Source organism: Pseudomonas sp. Emmai (genome assembly GCF_055179735.1).
On the sequence record NZ_CM143685.1, the window covers coordinates 1,298,120 to 1,316,320 of the forward strand.

The 18,201-nt window shown below is 60.2% G+C and carries 14 protein-coding genes; 9 read left to right on the plus strand and 5 right to left on the minus strand.

All coding sequences use genetic code 11. The features are described from left to right. Positions 1 to 53: 53 nt before the first annotated feature. The gene (locus ACY4LX_RS05665) at positions 54 to 1,655 is read right to left on the minus strand and encodes an ABC transporter substrate-binding protein (protein WP_463259395.1); all 1,602 of its coding nucleotides are present in this window, start codon (positions 1,653 to 1,655) and stop codon (positions 54 to 56) included. 345 nt (positions 1,656 to 2,000) lie between these two features. Further along, positions 2,001 to 2,720: an SIMPL domain-containing protein gene (locus tag ACY4LX_RS05670; RefSeq protein ID WP_463259396.1), complete on the minus strand. Its 720-nt coding sequence runs from the start codon at positions 2,718 to 2,720 to the stop codon at positions 2,001 to 2,003. A 231-nt stretch (positions 2,721 to 2,951) separates the two neighbouring features. Between ACY4LX_RS05670 and ACY4LX_RS05675 the strand changes: the two genes are divergently transcribed. The 4 genes from ACY4LX_RS05675 (at position 2,952) to ACY4LX_RS05690 (ending at position 7,580) form a co-directional block, all read left to right on the plus strand. Continuing rightward, positions 2,952 to 4,214, plus strand: coding sequence for an ATP-binding protein (locus ACY4LX_RS05675; RefSeq protein ID WP_149657610.1), 1,263 nt, complete (start codon positions 2,952 to 2,954; stop codon positions 4,212 to 4,214). After that, positions 4,207 to 4,767, plus strand: a complete 561-nt coding sequence (locus ACY4LX_RS05680) for a response regulator transcription factor (RefSeq protein ID WP_007942792.1) — start codon at positions 4,207 to 4,209, stop codon at positions 4,765 to 4,767. Before ACY4LX_RS05675 ends, ACY4LX_RS05680 begins: the two co-directional genes overlap by 8 nt. Before the next feature lie 97 nt (positions 4,768 to 4,864). After that, a complete protein-coding gene (locus ACY4LX_RS05685; protein WP_463259397.1) occupies positions 4,865 to 6,592 on the plus strand; it encodes an ABC transporter ATP-binding protein/permease in 1,728 nt (575 codons plus the stop codon). A gap of 238 nt (positions 6,593 to 6,830) precedes the next feature. Continuing rightward, complete coding sequence (locus ACY4LX_RS05690) at positions 6,831 to 7,580, plus strand: FadR/GntR family transcriptional regulator (RefSeq protein WP_054616145.1); 750 nt, start codon at positions 6,831 to 6,833, stop codon at positions 7,578 to 7,580. Positions 7,581 to 8,246: 666 nt separating this feature from the next. Here the strand turns inward: ACY4LX_RS05690 and ACY4LX_RS05695 are convergent. Both ACY4LX_RS05695 and ACY4LX_RS05700 read right to left on the minus strand, forming a co-directional pair. After that, positions 8,247 to 8,435, minus strand: coding sequence for a hypothetical protein (locus ACY4LX_RS05695; protein ID WP_149657607.1), 189 nt, complete (start codon positions 8,433 to 8,435; stop codon positions 8,247 to 8,249). A gap of 15 nt (positions 8,436 to 8,450) precedes the next feature. Continuing rightward, positions 8,451 to 9,749, minus strand: a complete 1,299-nt coding sequence (locus ACY4LX_RS05700) for a phospholipase (protein WP_463259398.1) — start codon at positions 9,747 to 9,749, stop codon at positions 8,451 to 8,453. 237 nt (positions 9,750 to 9,986) lie between these two features. Between ACY4LX_RS05700 and kdgD the strand changes: the two genes are divergently transcribed. The 5 genes from kdgD to ACY4LX_RS05725 all read left to right on the plus strand — a co-directional run bounded on the left by kdgD (position 9,987) and on the right by ACY4LX_RS05725 (position 16,546). Then, positions 9,987 to 10,898 (plus strand): 5-dehydro-4-deoxyglucarate dehydratase, encoded by a 912-nt coding sequence (gene kdgD, locus ACY4LX_RS05705; protein WP_149657605.1) that lies wholly within the window; start codon positions 9,987 to 9,989, stop codon positions 10,896 to 10,898. Between the two features lie 61 nt (positions 10,899 to 10,959). After that, the gene (locus ACY4LX_RS05710; protein ID WP_463259399.1) at positions 10,960 to 12,405 is read left to right on the plus strand and encodes an aldehyde dehydrogenase family protein; all 1,446 of its coding nucleotides are present in this window, start codon (positions 10,960 to 10,962) and stop codon (positions 12,403 to 12,405) included. 99 nt (positions 12,406 to 12,504) lie between these two features. Further along, on the plus strand, positions 12,505 to 13,869 hold the full coding sequence (locus ACY4LX_RS05715) for an MFS transporter (protein ID WP_123516374.1): 1,365 nt from the start codon (positions 12,505 to 12,507) through the stop codon (positions 13,867 to 13,869). An 11-nt stretch (positions 13,870 to 13,880) separates the two neighbouring features. Then, positions 13,881 to 15,434 (plus strand): galactarate dehydratase, encoded by a 1,554-nt coding sequence (gene garD / locus ACY4LX_RS05720; RefSeq protein WP_149657602.1) that lies wholly within the window; start codon positions 13,881 to 13,883, stop codon positions 15,432 to 15,434. Positions 15,435 to 15,604: 170 nt separating this feature from the next. Then, the gene (locus ACY4LX_RS05725) at positions 15,605 to 16,546 is read left to right on the plus strand and encodes an AEC family transporter (RefSeq protein WP_133838521.1); all 942 of its coding nucleotides are present in this window, start codon (positions 15,605 to 15,607) and stop codon (positions 16,544 to 16,546) included. Here the strand turns inward: ACY4LX_RS05725 and ACY4LX_RS05730 are convergent. Continuing rightward, positions 16,543 to 18,132, minus strand: a complete 1,590-nt coding sequence (locus tag ACY4LX_RS05730) for a S8 family serine peptidase (protein WP_463259400.1) — start codon at positions 18,130 to 18,132, stop codon at positions 16,543 to 16,545. The two genes, ACY4LX_RS05725 and ACY4LX_RS05730, sit on opposite strands and share 4 nt — an antisense overlap. Positions 18,133 to 18,201 lie beyond the last annotated feature (69 nt).

The window sequence follows — 18,201 nt, forward strand, 5'->3', positions numbered from 1 at the left end:
CGCCCCACGAGGGGGCGGCGGGTGCGTATGGCGCACCCGCCTGGGGCGCGGTGTTACTTATTTATACCCACGCCATAGAAGGGCGTGAGGCCAAACGGGCTGATCTTGAAGTCGGTTACTTCCTTGCGCAAAGGCTGGAACACCGTCGAATTGGCGATCGGGGTAATCGGCACCTGTTGCTTGAGGATTTTCTGCGCCTGCTGGTAGAGCTTGACCCGTTCGTCACGGTCGGTGGACACCTTGGCCTGCTGGACCAGTTTGTCGTACGCCGGGTCGCACCACTTGGCGTAGTTGCTACCTTTCACCGCAGCGCAGCTGTAGAGCACGCCGAGCCAGTTGTCCGGGTCGCCGTTGTCGCCGGTCCAGCCGTAGATCATCGCGTCGTGCTCGCCGTTCTTGGCGCGCTTGATGTACTCGCCCCACTCATAGCTGACGATGTTGGCCTTGATCCCGACCTTCTCCCAATCCTGCTGGATCATCTGTGCCGACATCCGCGCATTCGGATTGGACGCGCGCTGCACGGTCATGGCCCACAAATTAATGGTCGTACCGGGTGCAACCCCCGCTTCTTTCAGTAGCGCCTTGGCCTTGGCCGGATCGTGGGGCGCGTCCTTGATAGTCGGATCAAATGACCATTGCGCCGGCGGCAGGGCGTTTTGCGCGAGTTGCCCGGCGCTCTGGTACACGGCTTTGATGATCGCGGGTTTGTCGATGGCCATGTCCAGCGCCTGGCGCACCTTGAGCTGGTCCAGCGGCGGATGGGTCACGTTGTAGGCCAGGAAGCCAAGGTTGAAACCGGCCTGCTTGAGCACCGTCAGGTTCGGGTCCTTTTCCATCACTTCGATATCGGCCGGGCGCGGGTAGCCGCTGACCTGGCATTCGCCAGTCTTGAGCTTCTGCAAGCGCACGGCGGCGTCGGGGGTGATCGAGAACACCAGGTTGTCGATTTTCACATCCTCGGGTTTCCAGTACGCCTTGTTGCCGGCGTAACGGATCTGCGAGTCCTTCTGATAACGCTTGAACACGAACGGCCCGGTGCCGACTGGCTTCTGGTTGATGTCTGCCGCTTTGCCTTCCTTTAATAGCTGCGCGCCGTACTCGGCGGACTGCACCGAGGCGAAGCTCATGGCCAGGTTCTGGATGAACGCGGCGTCGATGTTGTTCAGGCTCAAGCGCACGGTGTGCTCGTCGATCTTGTCGACACTCTTGATCGTCTTGTTCAGGTCCATGTCGGTGAAGTACGGCGACTCGGCGGGATAAGCCTTGCGGAACGCATTCTCCGGGTCGAGCAGGCGCTGGAAAGTGAACAACACGTCGTCGGCGTTGAAGTCCCGGGTCGGGGTGAAGTAGTCGGTGGTGTGGAATTTCACGCCGTGGCGTAGGTGGAAGGTGTAGCTCAAGCCGTCCTGGCTCACGTCCCAGCTGGTCGCCAGCCCCGGTTCGACTTCGGTGCCGCCTCGCTTGAATTGGGTGAGCCGATTGAAAACCGTCTCGGCTGAAGCATCGAAGTCGGTACCGCTGGTGTACTGGCTCGGGTCGAAACCGGCGGGACTGGCTTCGGAGCAATAGACCAGGGTCGTAGCGGCTTGGGCGAACGGCGCGGAGGTGGCTAAAGCGAGGGCGAGCAGCAGCGGTTTGACGGTGGTTCTTTCCATGGAGTCCCCGGGGGATTTGGGTAGCGGTATACCCCTGAGAGTAGCTGTGTTGACGGGTCGGGCGGAAATATCGTTTTTTGAGGGGGACTGCTCTATCCGGGCATAGTTGAGGAGGGCGCGGGTCGATTACGGCATGAACGCGATGGCGTCCGGCGGATTATCGCAGGCAATAAAAAACGGCGGTCACGCCAGGTGATCGCCGTTTGATTGATCGTTCCCACGCTCTGCGTGGGAATGCCTCCCCGGACGCTCTGCGTCCGCTCTTGGGACGCAGAGCGTCCCTTGCTGCATTCCCACGCGGAGCGTGGGAACGATCAGGCGCTCTGGTGTGTACGGGCTACTGAATCAAGGCGTCATCAACACTTCAATCGAGCCATCCGCCGTCATGCTGACCTGGCTGGTGCCAGCCTCAACTTCAGGCGTCACCGGCGCGGAGTCCATGCCCGCCGCTTTCATCATCATCGGCGCGCGCATGTAGGGTTGTGGATAACCGTTGCTGTTCAGGTTCAGGTTGACGATTTTGTAACCCTTGCCGCCCAGCGCATCGGTCGCCAGTTGCGCGCGGGCCTTGAACGCGGTGACGGCGTCTTTGAGCAGTGCGTCTTCGCTGGCCTTGCGGGTTGGCGTGGCGATGGCGAAGTCCATGCCGCCCATTTTCAGGTCGGTGAGCAGTTCGCCGGTCAGTTTCGACAGGGCGGCGAAGTCCGAGCTTTCCAGGCGCAGTTCGGCGCGTTCACGCCAGCCGGTGATTTTCTGGCCTTTGGTGTCGTAGATCGGGTAGCTGTTGCGGCTGCCCTGGCGCAGGGTGATGTCTTTGACTTGCTTGGCCTGGGCCAATGCCTTGTTCATGGTGGTGCTGACGTCGGCGGCGAGCTTGGCCGGGTCGGTGTTTTGTTCTTCGGTGTAGAGGGTCACGATCATCAGGTCGCGGGCCACTTCCTGGCTGACTTCGGCGCGCAGGGCAATCTGGTTGTAGTGAAGTTCGTCGGCGGCCAGGGCCGGGAGACTGGCGACGGTGCCCACGCTGAGGGCGAGAAGGGCGGCGCTGCGGCGCAATGTGTGCATGAAAAGCTCCTTGGAAGGGCGCAGGGGTTAAGGTCCGAGCCTGCGTGAAACCATCAGACTCTATGGGGCAGCTGCAAGTTTCAAGCTACAAGCCACAAGCTTTTAACTTACAGCTTGCCGCTTAAAACTTGCCGCTGCTTCTATGTGTCCATTTGCCGCACTTTTGCCTGCCAGCCCCCGTGCTTGGTTATACTCCGTGCGATCCGCCTGGAGCGCTCATCAGGAGAGCTCATGCTCGCCCCCGTTCAAATCACTTCCGCGACTCGCCAGAATCTCTGGCGGCTGACGTTCATCCGCACTTTGGTACTCGCCGCCCAGGCCGGCTCCGTCGGGCTGGCCTACTGGTTCGATTTGCTGCCCTTGCCCTGGTTTCAACTGGCATTGACCCTCGGCTGTTCGATGCTGCTGTGTGCATTCACCGCCATTCGCCTGCGCACCTCGTGGCCGGTCACCGAACTCGAATATGCCGTGCAATTGGCCTGCGACCTGTTTATCCACAGTGCCTTGCTGTATTTCTCCGGCGGTTCGACCAACCCGTTCGTCTCTTATTACCTGGTGCCGCTGACCATCGCCGCCGTGACGTTGCCGTGGCGTTTTTCGCTGATTCTGTCCGGCATCGCCCTGGCCATGTACACCTTGCTGCTGGCGCGGTTCTACCCGCTGCAAACGTTCCCGATTGCCCGGGAAAACCTGCAGGTGTACGGGATGTGGCTGAGCTTCGCCCTCGCTGCGGCAGTGATCACGTTTTTCGCCGCACGCATGGCCGAAGAGCTGCGGCGTCAGGATGAATTGCGCGCCATCCGCCGCGAAGAAGGCTTGCGCGATCAGCAATTGCTGGCCGTGGCCACGCAAGCCGCCGGCGCTGCGCATGAACTGGGCACGCCGCTGGCGACCATGAGCGTGCTGCTCAAAGAGATGCAGCAGGATCATCCCGACCCGCTGTTGCAGGATGATCTGAAGGTGCTGCAGGATCAGGTCAAACTCTGCAAAGAGACTTTGCAACAACTGGTGCGCGCCGCCGAAGCCAATCGCCGTCTGGCGGTGGAGATGCAGGACGTTACCGATTGGCTCGACGAAGCCCTGAACCGCTGGCACCTGATGCGCCCGGAAGCCAGTTACCGCTTCCAGCGTCTCGGCCAGGGCACGGTGCCGCGCATGGCACCGCCGCCGGATTTGACCCAGGCGCTGCTGAATTTGCTGAACAACGCCGCCGATGCCTGCCCCGAAGGGCTGCAAGTGACGCTGGACTGGAACGCCGAAGACTTGACCATCAGCATCCGCGATCACGGCGCCGGTGTGCCGCTGGCCATCGCCGAGCAGATCGGCAAACCGTTTTTTACCACCAAGGGCAAAGGTTTCGGCCTGGGCCTGTTTTTGAGCAAGGCCAGCGTGACACGCGCGGGCGGCTCAGTGAAACTCTACAGTCATGAGGAAGGTGGCACGCTTACCGAGCTGCGCCTGCCCCGTGTCGCCCGAGGAGACGAACATGAGTGACGAGATCCAAGTAGAAGGCGAAGAACTGCCGCATTTGCTGCTGGTAGACGATGACGCCACCTTCACCCGCGTGATGGCCCGTGCCATGGCCCGCCGTGGTTTTCGTGTCAGCACCGCCGGTTCCGCCGAAGAAGGCCTGACCATCGCCCAGGCCGACCTGCCGGACTACGCCGCGCTCGACCTGAAAATGGACGGCGATTCCGGCCTGGTATTGCTGCCGAAACTGCTCGAACTCGACCCGGAAATGCGCGTGGTGATCCTCACCGGTTATTCGAGCATCGCCACCGCTGTCGAGGCGATCAAGCGCGGCGCCTGCAATTACCTGTGCAAACCGGCGGACGCCGATGACGTGCTGGCAGCGTTGCTGTCCGAGCACGCCGACCTCGACACCCTGGTGCCGGAAAACCCGATGTCCGTGGATCGCCTGCAATGGGAGCACATCCAGCGGGTGTTGACCGAGCACGAAGGCAACATCTCCGCCACGGCCCGCGCCCTGGGCATGCACCGCCGCACGCTGCAGCGCAAACTGCAGAAGCGTCCCGTTCGTCGCTGAACCTGCGCTGAATGAAGGCAGGCCGCTCCTCGCGGGGAACCGAACCGATCATCTATGATCGGTTCGTGTGTGTTCTTTTCTCTATCGAGCCTTATCCATGAATCAGAACGCTGAATATTCCGCGGTCAATGATGCGGTGCGCGGGCAGTTTTTCCGCAGGGTCTGGGCGATGATCACGCCGTATTGGTCCAGCGAAGAGAAGGTCAAGGCCTGGACGCTGTTGATCGCGGTGATTGCGTTGTCGCTGCTCAGCGTGGGGATCTCGGTGTGGTTCAACACCTGGTACAAGGATTTCTACAACGCCCTGCAAAAGAAGGATGAAGCAGCGTTCTGGCGGCTGATCCTGTATTTCTGCGGGATTGCGGCGGTGGCGATTGTCGGCGCGGTGTATCGCCTTTACCTGACGCAGATGCTGACCATTCGCTGGCGTGCGTGGCTCACCGAAAAGCATTTCGCCCGCTGGCTCGCCAACAAGAATTACTACCAGCTGGAGCAGGGCGGTTACACCGATAACCCGGACCAGCGGATTTCCGAAGACCTCAACAACTTCACCTCCAACACCCTGGAACTGGGCATTGGTTTGCTGCGCAACATTGTCAGCCTGGTGTCGTTCTCGATCATTCTGTGGGGCGTGTCGGGCAGTATTGAAGTGCTCGGTTTCGCCATTCCCGGCTATATGTTCTGGTGTGTGCTGGTCTACGCCGTGATCGGCAGCTGGCTGACTCATTTGATCGGTCGTCGCTTGATCGGCCTCAATAACCAACAACAACGCTTCGAAGCCGACCTGCGTTTCTCCATGGTCCGGGTGCGTGAAAACGCTGAAAGCATTGCGTTGTACAACGGCGAGCCGAATGAAAACCGACGCTTGAGCAGCCGTTTCGGTCTGGTCTGGCACAATTTCTGGGACATCATGAAAGTGTCCAAGCGCCTGACATTCTTCACTGCCGGTTACAGCCAGGCCGCCATCATCTTTCCGTTCATGGTGGCTGCGCCGCGTTATTTCGCGGGCAAGATCGAACTCGGTGAGCTGATGCAAATCAGTTCGGCGTTCGGCAATGTGCAGGAGAGTTTCAGCTGGTTTATCAGTGCGTACCAGAACCTCGCGGCGTGGCGTGCCACCTGCGATCGTCTGCTGAGTTTCCATCAGGCCATGCGCGATAACGAAGAGCGTGCACCGGCCATCGACGTGCAGAACCAGGGTTCGGACTTGAAAATCCACAACCTGGGCCTGGACCTGGCGGATGGCCGTCACTTGCTGACCAACGCCGACATGACCGTGGAGGAGGGCGAGCGCGTCATGCTCAGCGGGCGTTCCGGCAGCGGCAAATCCACCTTGCTGCGGGCGATGGGGCATTTGTGGCCGGCGGGCCACGGCAACATTCGGTTGCCGGCGGCGCGTTACCTGTTCCTGCCGCAGAAACCGTATCTGCCGATTGGCACCTTGCGTGAAGCCTTGAGTTATCCACAGCCCGGCGACACCTACACGCCTGAGCGTTATGCCGAAGTGCTGGAAACCTGCCGCTTGCCGCATCTGGTGGCGCGTCTGGACGAAGCCAATCACTGGCAGCGCATGTTGTCGCCGGGTGAACAGCAACGTCTGGCCTTCGCCCGGGCGCTGCTTTACGCGCCGCAATGGCTATACATGGACGAAGCCACCTCGGCGATGGATGAAGAGGACGAAGCGTCGCTGTACCAGGCGTTGATCGATGAAATACCGGGGTTGAGCATTGTCAGCGTCGGCCATCGCAGCAGCCTGAAGCGTTTCCACCCAAGACATATCCGAATAGACAACGGCCATCTGGTGGATCAAGCCGTAACCGCCTGATCCCCACACATCCCTTGATGGGACGGGCCTTTGTGGCGAGGGGGCTTGCCTCCGTTGGACTGCGCAGCAGTCCCCTTCTTTTGCTGAAGAGGAGGGGGCCGCTTCGCGACCCAACGGGGGCAAGCCCCCTCGCCACACAAGCCTCGCTCCTACAGGGGCCGTGTTCTTCAACGGTGATCGTACAACCCGCTTGCGCTATGATGCGCTTTCAGCCGAATTCTCGAGACAGACGTTCACCATGGAAAACCCGATCGACGCACCTCGTCTCCCTCGCAAGCGCCGCAGCCTCGCTCAGGAACTGGTGACGGTGCTGTCCGAGCAGATCCGCGACGGTCAACTCAAGCGGGGCGACAAGTTGCCCACCGAGTCGGCGATCATGGACGCCCATGGCGTCAGCCGCACCGTGGTGCGTGAGGCGATTTCCCGTTTGCAGGCCGCCGGGCAGGTGGAAACCCGCCATGGTATCGGCACCTTCGTCCTCGACACGCCGAGCCCGAGTGGTTTCCGCATCGACCCGGCCACCGTGGTCACCCTGCGTGACGTGCTGGCGATCCTGGAGCTGCGCATCAGTCTGGAAGTGGAGTCCGCGGGCCTCGCCGCGCAACGTCGCAGCGCCGAACAACTTGGCCTGATGCGTGCGGCATTGGATGCGTTGAATGAAAGCGCCTCCCACGCAAGCGATGCCGTGGCGTCGGACTTCCAGTTCCACCTGCAAATCGCCCTGGCCACCGGCAACCGCTACTTCACCGACATCATGACCCACCTGGGCACCAGCATTATTCCGCGCACGCGGCTTAACTCTGCGCGCCTGGCCCATGACGACCAGCAGCACTACATGAATCGTCTGAGTCGTGAGCACGAAGAGATTTACGACGCCATCGCGCGGCAGGATTCCGATGCGGCGCGGGCAGCGATGCGACTGCATTTGACCAACAGCCGTGAGCGGCTGCGCCATGCCCATGAAGAGGCAGAAGCCCAACGCGGTTAAAAGATCGTTCCCACGCTCCGCGTGGGAATGCAGCCCGGGACGCTCCGCGTCCCATCAGCAGCCGAACGCGGAGCGTCCGTGGAGGCGTTCCCACGCGGGAGCGTGGGAACGATCAGGTCTGCGGGGGTTACGGAGCCAGGATGTTGAGCGGTTTGAAGATCGTTCCCACGCTCCGCGTGGGAATGCAGCCCGGGACGCTCCGCGTCCCATCAACAGCCGAACGCGGAGCGTCCGTGGAGGCATTCCCACGCGGGAGCGTGGGAACGATCAGGTCTGCGGGGGGTTACGGAGCCGGGATGTTGAGCGGTTTGAAGATCGTTCCCACGCTCCGCGTGGGAAAGCAGCCCGGGACGCTCCGCGTTCCATCCAGCGCCGAACGCAGAGCGTCCGTGGAGGCATTCCCACGCGGGAGCGTGGGAACGATCAGGTCTGCGGGGTGCCGGGGCCGGGATGTTGAGCGGTTTGAAGATCGTTCCCACGCTCCGCGTGGGAAAGCAGCCCGGGACGCTCCGCGTCCCATCAGCAGCCGAACGCGGAGCGTCCGTGGAGGCATTCCCACGCGGGAGCGTGGGAACGATCAGGTCTGCGGGGGTTACGGAGCCAGGATGTTGAGCGGTTTGAAGATCGTTCCCACGCGGGAGCGTGGGAACGATCGAGCGATCGGGGTCAGGCCTTCAAGATTCCCCGATCCACTCGCACCGCTAAGTCCCCAGCCCCAGGCTTGGCATCAAACGCCACCACCCCCTGAGCATCCACAACGCCCCGCGCAATCGGCAGCCCCTTGGACAACAATTCCAGCGGCGCACCTTTCAATGACTGGCCCGAAGCCAATTCCAGTTTCACTTTAATCGTCATGTTCAGATCTCCTTATCAGGCCACGTTGCCGGTTGGGTGGTAGTCCTTGAGCAGCAGGTACGTGCTCCAGCCCCACCAGTCATCGACGGTGGCGGTGTCGTTGAGGTTGTTCACATCCTTGCGCCGCAGCACCTTGCCACCCTCAAGCCGAAACAGCGGCGCGAAATTGCTCGCCAGGTTCAGCACCGCTTGCAGGTCCGGCAGCTGTTTCAACGCCGCGAAGCTGGTGAAGGCCGGAACGGTCCCGTTGAGGTAAGCCGCGAACACTTCATCCGCTGACACCTGGACCGCTTGATTAACGTGCAGGCGATTGGCGTTGTCGATGGCGTCGAAGTAGCGCTTGTCGCCATAAGCGCGCCATTGCTCGCCGTTGCCGTTACGCACATTGAGGCCGAACTTGCTGTCTTCGTCGTGCATGAAACGGGTGATCAGCGAGCCCAGGTCGCTCGGTGTCACCGCCGCCGCCATGGCTTTGCGCGGCACACGCAAGTGGCCAGCGGAAAACAGGTCGGTGAGGTAGTGATCGGCAAAGGCATTCATCGCGTAGGCGATTTCCAGCTGTTTTTCATCACGGCTGGTGTGAGCCGCCGCCGCGTGTTGAAGCGCGGCGGTGTGGCCGGCGATATAAGCCTGCTGCGCCCACTCGCCAAAGTGGTCGGCGTTGTTCGCCGCCAGTTTCAGATAACGCCCCAGTGGAAACAGCGCCGAGACGAAACTGCCGCCGCCGGTGATCTTGTTCCACTCTTCCGACAACGTATCACCCAGGGCGTCATAGGCTTCGTGGGGTTGTTTGCCGTCCTTGATCGCCTGTTTAACGGCGTCGATTTCTTTCTGCATCACCGCGAGGATTTTCACCGCCTCGACTTTGGACGCGGACACCACCGCCAGGGTGTCGAACGCGGCAATAAAGCGGTTCAGGCGATCCACCGGCGTGGCGCCGTCGCTCACGGGGCGATCAGCAATACCGTAGAAGTCACCGCCCAACGCCAGTATCTGGCCGTAGGTTGGCGCGAGCCCGTTGGTCAGGTGCAATTGCACGTTTTGGGCGAGGACCGGCTCGGCGTTTTCGACGAAACGCAGCAGGGTGTTGTCGCCAATGGCGGTGTGTTCGCCGCCCTCGAACTTCAGCGCCGGCTTGCCTTTCAAGGCTTTGGCGGGGGCAGGCGTCGGTTGATGGCTGTGATGCTCGGCGATGTGCAGCACCAGGTGATCGTTATCCCCGGCAATGGCGATGCCGTGCCCGGTAAAAAGATCATCGAAACGGGCGATGACCTGCTTGGGCTGTTCCTTCGGTTGCAAGTGTAGACCTGACATTTCTAGCTCCTTGATATGTCGTAGGTGGTTTCAGATTTAACTGTATGTATATACAGTTAAAACGATCTTAGTCGAGAATCTTCCTACGTCAAGAAATCACTTTGTCCGACTCCAATTTTGCGGTCGGCGATGAAATGCAGTTGACGGTTGTATTTTAAGTTGTACGATGACTTACAACTTCGGCCAAGGCTGAACGGTTTTCTCACACATCACGTCGCTACCCAGGGTGTTCGAATAATGAATCCACAAGAACTGAAGTCCATCCTCTCTTCCGGTCTGCTGTCCTTCCCGGTCACCGACTTCAATGCCCAGGGCGATTTCCATCGCGCAGGCTATATCAAACGTCTCGAATGGCTGGCCCCATACGGCGCCTCGGCACTGTTCGCCGCAGGCGGCACCGGTGAGTTCTTCTCTCTGGCGGCCAGCGAATATTCGGAAATCATCAAGACTGCCGTCGACACCTGCGAAACCAGCGTGCCAATCCTGGCCGGCGTGGGCGGTTCGACTCGCCAGGCCATCGAATACGCACAGGAAGCCGAGCGTCTGGGCGCCAAAGGCCTGTTGCTGCTGCCGCACTACCTGACCGAAGCGAGCCAGGACGGCGTTGCCGCCCACGTTGAAGCCGTGTGCAAATCGGTGAAAATCGGCGTGGTGGTCTACAACCGCAACGTCTGCCGCTTGACCGCGCCGCTGCTGGAACGCCTGGCCGAGCGCTGCCCGAACCTGATCGGCTACAAGGATGGCCTGGGCGATATCGAGTTGATGGTGTCGATCCGTCGCCGCCTCGGTGATCGCTTCAGCTACCTGGGTGGCTTGCCGACCGCCGAAGTCTACGCCGCTGCCTATAAGGCACTGGGCGTACCGGTTTACTCCTCGGCGGTGTTCAACTTCATCCCGAAAACCGCGATGGATTTCTACCACGCCATTGCCCGCGAAGATCACGCCACCGTCGGCAAGATCATCGACGACTTCTTCCTGCCGTACCTGGACATCCGTAACCGCAAAGCCGGTTACGCGGTGAGCATCGTCAAGGCCGGGGCAAAAATTGTCGGCTATGACGCAGGTCCTGTGCGTGCACCGCTGACCGATCTGACGGCCGAAGAGTACGAAATGCTCGCGGCGCTGATCGACAAGCAAGGTGCTCAGTAACACACCCGATTAAACAAGGCCGCTGAGTAATCAGCGGCCTTTTGCTTGAGGAGATTTTCAGATGGCTGATTCAAAGCGTTTTGATAACTACATCAACGGTGAGTGGGTGGCCGGCAGCGAATACTGCGCCAACATCAACCCGTCCGAACTGACTGACACCATCGGTGAATACGCCAAGGCTGACCTGGCCCAGGTTCACGCCGCCATCGACGCCGCTCGCGCTGCGTTCCCGGCCTGGTCGACCTCGGGCATTCAGGCGCGCCACGATTCGCTGGATAAAGTCGGTACTGAGATCCTCGCCCGCCGCGAAGAACTCGGCACCTTGCTGGCCAGGGAAGAGGGCAAGACCCTGCCCGAAGCCATCGGCGAAGTGACCCGCGCCGGTAACATCTTCAAATTCTTCGCCGGTGAAACCCTGCGCCTGTCCGGCGACTACCTGCCGTCGGTGCGTCCGGGCGTCAACGTTGAAGTCACTCGCGAAGCGTTGGGCGTGGTCGGGCTGATCACCCCGTGGAACTTCCCGATTGCGATCCCGGCGTGGAAAATCGCCCCGGCCCTGGCCTACGGCAACTGCGTGGTGCTCAAGCCTGCGGATCTGGTGCCGGGTTGCGCCTGGGCCTTGGCCGAAATCATCTCCCGCGCAGGCTTCCCGGCTGGCGTGTTCAACCTGGTGATGGGCAGTGGTCGTGTGGTTGGCGATGCGCTGGTGCAGAGCCCGAAAGTTGATGGCATCAGCTTCACCGGCTCCGTCGGTGTCGGTCGCCAGATCGCCGTCAGCTGCGTGTCGCGCCAAGCGAAAGTGCAGCTGGAAATGGGCGGCAAGAACCCGCAGATCATTCTCGACGACGCCGACCTCAAGCAAGCGGTCGAGCTGTCGGTACAGAGCGCGTTCTACTCCACCGGCCAGCGTTGCACCGCTTCCAGCCGCTTCATCGTCACCGCCGGGATTCACGACAAGTTCGTTGACGCCGTGGCCGAGCGCATGAAGTCGATCAAGGTCGGCCACGCGCTGAAAACCGGTACCGACATTGGTCCAGTGGTGTCCCAGGCGCAGCTTGAGCAAGACTTGAAGTACATCGACATCGGCCAGTCCGAAGGTGCGCGTCTGGTCAGCGGCGGTGGTCTGGTGACCTGCGATACCGAAGGCTACTACCTCGCCCCGACGCTGTTTGCCGACAGCGAAGCCGCGATGCGCATCAGCCGCGAAGAGATCTTCGGCCCGGTGGCCAACGTGGTTCGCGTGGCGGATTACGAAGCGGCCCTGGCCATGGCCAACGACACCGAGTTCGGTCTGTCGGCGGGCATCGCCACCACGTCGCTGAAGTACGCCAACCACTTCAAACGCCACTCCCAGGCCGGGATGGTGATGGTCAACCTGCCGACCGCTGGCGTGGATTACCACGTGCCGTTCGGCGGGCGTAAAGGTTCATCCTATGGTTCCCGCGAGCAAGGTCGCTACGCGCAAGAGTTCTACACGGTCGTAAAAACTTCCTACATCGGATCGTAACCCGCTGCACCCGCGCGAGGCCTTTGCCTGAGGCCTCGCGTGGCACAAGACCAAAGAATGTTTTACCCGCATAAAAATAATCAGTGGGAGTACATCTACATGCAAGCGACCAAGCCGACCCACGTCCGCTATTTGATTTTGCTCATGCTGTTCCTGGTGACCACGATCAACTACGCCGACCGGGCCACTATCGCCATCGCCGGCTCCAGCCTGCAAAAAGACCTCGGCATCGACGCGGTCACCCTCGGCTATATCTTCTCTGCATTCGGTTGGGCCTACGTGGCCGGGCAAATTCCCGGTGGCTGGTTGCTCGATCGTTTTGGCTCGAAAAAAATCTACGCGCTGAGCATCTTCACCTGGTCGCTGTTCACCGTGTTGCAGGGCTATGTCGGTGAGTTCGGCATGTCCACGGCCATTGTTGCGCTGTTCATGCTGCGCTTCCTGGTGGGCCTGGCCGAAGCGCCATCCTTCCCCGGCAACGCACGCATCGTCGCGGCCTGGTTCCCAACCGCTGAACGCGGCACCGCTTCGGCGATCTTCAACTCGGCGCAGTACTTCGCCACCGTGTTGTTTGCGCCGCTGATGGGCTGGATCGTCTACACCTTCGGCTGGCAGCACGTGTTCGTGGTGATGGGCGGCATCGGCATCGTGTTCTCGCTGATCTGGCTGAAAGTTATCCACAGCCCGCGCCAGCACCCGATGATCAACGACGCCGAGTTCAAGCACATCGCCGACAACGGCGGCATGGTCGACATGGACCAGGACAAGGGCAAAGGTAAAAAGGTCGACGGTCCGAAGTGGGACTACATCCGCCAGTTGCTGACCAACCGCATGATGCTCGGCGTGTACCTGGGCCAGTACTGCATCAATGGCATCACCTACTTCTTCCTGACCTGGTTCCCGGTGTACCTGGTGCAAGAGCGCGGCATGACCATTCTCAAGGCCGGTTTCATTGCTTCGTTGCCGGCGATCTGTGGCTTTATTGGTGGGGTGCTCGGCGGGGTGATTTCCGATTACCTGCTGCGCAAGGGCCATTCCCTGACCTTCGCCCGCAAGGCGCCGATCATTGCCGGATTGCTGGTCTCCAGCAGCATCGTCGCGTGCAACTACGTGGACATCGAATGGATGGTCGTCGGCTTCATGGCCCTGGCGTTCTTCGGTAAAGGCGTGGGCGCGCTGGGCTGGGCCGTGGTGTCCGACACCTCGCCAAAACAGATCGCCGGTTTGAGTGGCGGCCTGTTCAACATGTTCGGCAACATCGCGTCGATCACCACCCCGATCGTGATTGGCTACATCATCAGCGCCACCGGTTCGTTCAAATGGGCGCTGGTGTTTGTCGGTTGCAACGCCCTGGTCGCGGTGTTCAGCTACCTGGTGATCGTTGGTCCGATCAAACGCGTGGTGCTCAAAGAGCCGCCAAGCACCGGTCCTGAGCTGACCAAATTATCTGAAGCGCATTCCTGAGGAGCGGCGTCATGCAGTTGATTGAACATTCCGACTCGCCGCGCTACATCCGCCTGCACGAGCGGGACAACGTAGTGATTGTGGTCAACGACCAGGGCGTGCCGGCCGGCACCGAATTTCCCGATGGCCTGGTCACGGTGGATTTCGTGCCCCAGAGCCACAAGGTCACCCTCGAGGACATTCCCGAGGGCGGTCAGGTGATTCGCTACGGCCAGACCATTGGCTACGCCTTGCAGCCGATCCCACGCGGCAGTTGGGTCAAGGAAGATCAACTGCGCATGCCCACCGCGCCACCGCTGGACAGCCTTCCGCTGTCCACCGATGTGCCGGCGACCCAGGCACCGCTGGAAGGCTTCACCTTCGAGGGGTATCGCAACGCTGACGGCACCGTCGGTACGCGCAATATTCTTGGCATCACCACCACCGTGCAGTGCGTCACCGGCGTGCTCGATCATGCGGTCAAGCGCATCAAGGACGAGTTGCTGCCGCTGTACCCGCACGTCGATGACGTGGTGGCGCTGACCCACAGTTACGGCTGCGGCGTTGCGATCACGGCGACCGACGCATACATCCCGATCCGCACCGTGCGTAACCTCGCACGCAACCCGAACCTGGGTGGCGAAGCGCTGGTGATCAGCCTCGGCTGCGAAAAATTGCAGGCCGGGCAGGTGATGCACGACAACGACAGCTCGGTGGATTTGAGCGAGCCGTGGCTGTATCGCTTGCAGGATTCGAGTCACGGTTTCACCGAGATGATCGAGCAGATCATGGCGCTGGCCGAAATCCGTTTGAAGAAGCTTGATCAACGCCGCCGGGAAACCGTGCCGGCGTCCGAGCTGATCCTCGGCATGCAGTGCGGCGGCAGCGATGCGTTTTCCGGGATCACCGCCAATCCGGCGTTGGGTTATGCCTCGGACTTGCTGTTGCGGGCGGGTGCGACGGTGATGTTTTCCGAAGTCACTGAAGTGCGCGATGCGATTTACCTGCTGACCTCCCGCGCCGAAACCAAGGAAGTCGCCGAGGAACTGGTGCGGGAAATGGACTGGTACGACCGTTACCTGGCCAAGGGCGAAGCGGACCGCAGCGCCAACACCACGCCAGGGAACAAGAAGGGCGGGTTGTCGAACATTGTCGAGAAGTCCTTGGGCTCGATCGTCAAATCCGGCAGCAGCGCGATCAACGGCGTACTTGGCCCTGGCGAGCGCTTCAAGCGCAAAGGCCTGATCTTCTGCGCGACCCCGGCCAGTGATTTTGTCTGCGGCACGTTGCAACTGGCGGCGGGGATGAACCTGCATGTGTTCACCACCGGGCGTGGCACGCCGTATGGTTTGGCGATGGCGCCGGTGGTCAAGGTCTCGACCCGGACTGAACTGGCGCAGCGCTGGCCGGACCTGATCGACATCGATGCCGGGCGGATTGCCACCGGGCGCGCTTCGATTGAAGACCTCGGCTGGGAGTTGTTCCATTACTACCTGGACGTGGCCAGCGGCAAGAAACAGACCTGGGCCGAGCAGCACAAACTGCATAACGACATCACCTTGTTCAACCCGGCGCCGATCACTTAAGACCGCGTTATCGTTCTTCGCGGGCAAGTCGAATCGTCGCACCGCTCGCTCCTACAGACCACCGAACCTGTAGGAGCGAGGCTTGCCCGCGAAGGCGTTCTCCCAGACGCCGATGTCTTCCGTGGCATATCATTCGCCCTTAATGACGCCCACCCAAGGTCCCCTCCGGCATGCTGGCAATCTTCCTCGAAACCCTGAACATCACCGCGCCGGTGTTTGCCATGCTGTTTCTGGGTGTGCTGCTCAAGCGCATCGACTGGATCAACGACAACTTCATCCACACCGCCTCGGCCCTGGTGTTCAATGTCACCATGCCGGCGTTGCTGTTCCTCGGCATCCTGCATGCCGACCTGCACGCTGCATTGCAGCCGGCGCTACTGATCTACTTTTCGGTGGCGACCCTGGCGAGTTTCGCCATCGCCTGGGGCTGGGCGATCTGGAAGTGTCCGCGGGAAGACCGGGGCATCTACACCCAAGGCGCGTTTCGCGGCAACAACGGGGTGATTGGCCTGGCGCTGGCCGCGAGCATGTACGGCGACTACGGGATTTCCCTCGGGGCAATTCTCGCGGCGTTGGTGATCCTGTTTTACAACACCCTCTCGACCATCGTGTTGGCGGTGTACAGCCCGGTGATCAAGTCCGATCCGTGGAGCATCTGCAAAAGCGTGTTCAGCAACCCGCTGATCATCAGCGTGTTTGCGGCGGCGCCATTTGCCTATTTCAAGCTCAGTTTGCCGGGCTGGCTGGAGACTTCAGGCCAGTACCTGGCGCAAACCACCTTGCCATTGGCGCTGATCTGCATCGGCGGCACCTTGTCCCTGGCGGCGTTGCGCAAAAGCGGCAACATGGCGCTGAGCTCAAGCCTGGTGAAGATGATCGGCCTGCCGGTGCTGGCGACCGTAGGCGCATGGCTGTGGGGCTTTCGTGGGGCGGAGTTGGGGATCTTGTTTCTGTACTTCGGCAGCCCGACGGCGGCGGCGAGTTTTGTCATGGCGCGTCAGGCCAACGGCAACCATGAATTGGCGGCGGCGATTATTGTGATTACGACATTGATGGCCGCGGTGACCACCAATATCGGGATCTTTGTGTTGCAGTGGGGTGGGTGGATTTAGCGTTTCGCTTCCAGGTCGCTCAGCCAGCGGGCGACATTCGGTCGATAGCCGACCCCGTCGACTGCGCCCTCATCATAGCCGTAGTACATGGCGGCTTCCCTGAAGACTAGCGGTGGATAGTATTCGCGCCTTTCCGACAGCGCATAACCTTGCACGATCGCCAGGGCTGCCGCACACAGTGGGGTTGCACTCGAGGTTCCTGAATAGGAAGAGGTGTAGCTTGCGTTGATGCCTCGGTTTTGCAGATGTCCATAACCGGTAGTCGTCACTGAGTCACCCCATGAATTGAGCCACAGAGAGTAGTGGTTGTAATTGGACGTTGATCTACGGCGACCGGTGCTGGGTGTGCAAGCACCCACCAGTGTGCCGCCGCTGTCACCCCAATCATTCATAGCGCTTTCGCTCAGATTCATTGCACCGTTGGCGGCGGCGAGCAGAACGGTGACATGGCGCTGGGTCAGCGCGTGAATTTTGTCCCACCATGACTTACTGTCGATCACGGGCAGACGGCCACGGATGCTGTCATTGAATTCGATGTCCAGGGCCACAATGTCGGCCAACTCGGCGTTCTGAACAATTAAATCAAGATCCCCCGTGTCGTAGAAAAGAAAGCGGCAGCCGTGCGCTATGCCCTTGACCCCAAAGCTGTTGTCGGTTCCAACCACACAGCCACAGGAGGCTGTCCCGTGGTTGCAATCTTCGGTTTCCAAACGACTAGTGATCACCTGAACATTGGCCAGGTCTTCATGGTTTTTATACACACCGAAATCAAGATGGTGCACGGTTGCACCGGCGCCATGCCGTTCATCCCAGATGCTGCGGATGTTCATCCCACGAGGGGCATCAACGTAAGTTTGCAGTTGGGTAAAGTCCGGCGTGGGGGTGTCTGTGCTTGTCAGTTGTTCTTGTTCCTCAATGCCCTCAGCCGCCAGCGCGGGAAGTTCCGGCGCTTTCATCGATTTAGTGTCCGGTGTGACGGAACAGTAAATAACATAGTCCAGGGTTTCCAACTCCGTTGCGATCGGGATCAAGTCCTCTTTTGGGATAACGCCGTCAATCCGGTAGAAATCGGAAAATGCCTCAAGACCCTTTTTACGCGTGGTCACCGCCGAAAAAACCAGCCTGAAGCGGAGCGTATGCTTGATGCCGTTGAAGATGGACAGCACTTTGGCAGACTCGTGTTCAAGCTTCGCCAGACCGCCAGGTTGAAACTTGACCTCAAGGAAATGATGTTCGATACCTTCATAGAGCCAGTGACCACCTTTAAGAGATTTGCTGGGCCGTTGGTTCACGGCAGGCGCAACGGGATAGGGCTGAGACATCGGGGATATATTGATTTCCATCGATTCGCCATTCGCCAGTGTTCCATCATCCAGCGTCAGTCGGCAGGTAGCCTTATAAGTACCGGCTGGCTGATTATCAAAGCTCAGGGTTTCATCTTTTGTTAGTGAGTCAATCTGCGCGACCGTCTTACCCGCTCGTTGCAGGTGATACCGAATGTGCTTGAAGGCTTTTACGCCGATGTATCTAACGTGGATTTTTCCATCAAATTCAACGCTACTGAATATCATCAGGTCGGGTTTCATGGCTCTTGTCCCTGTCATTTGATAGGCGTGGGGGAACTCGCTGCAGACAGGCAGATTGTTGAATAGGGG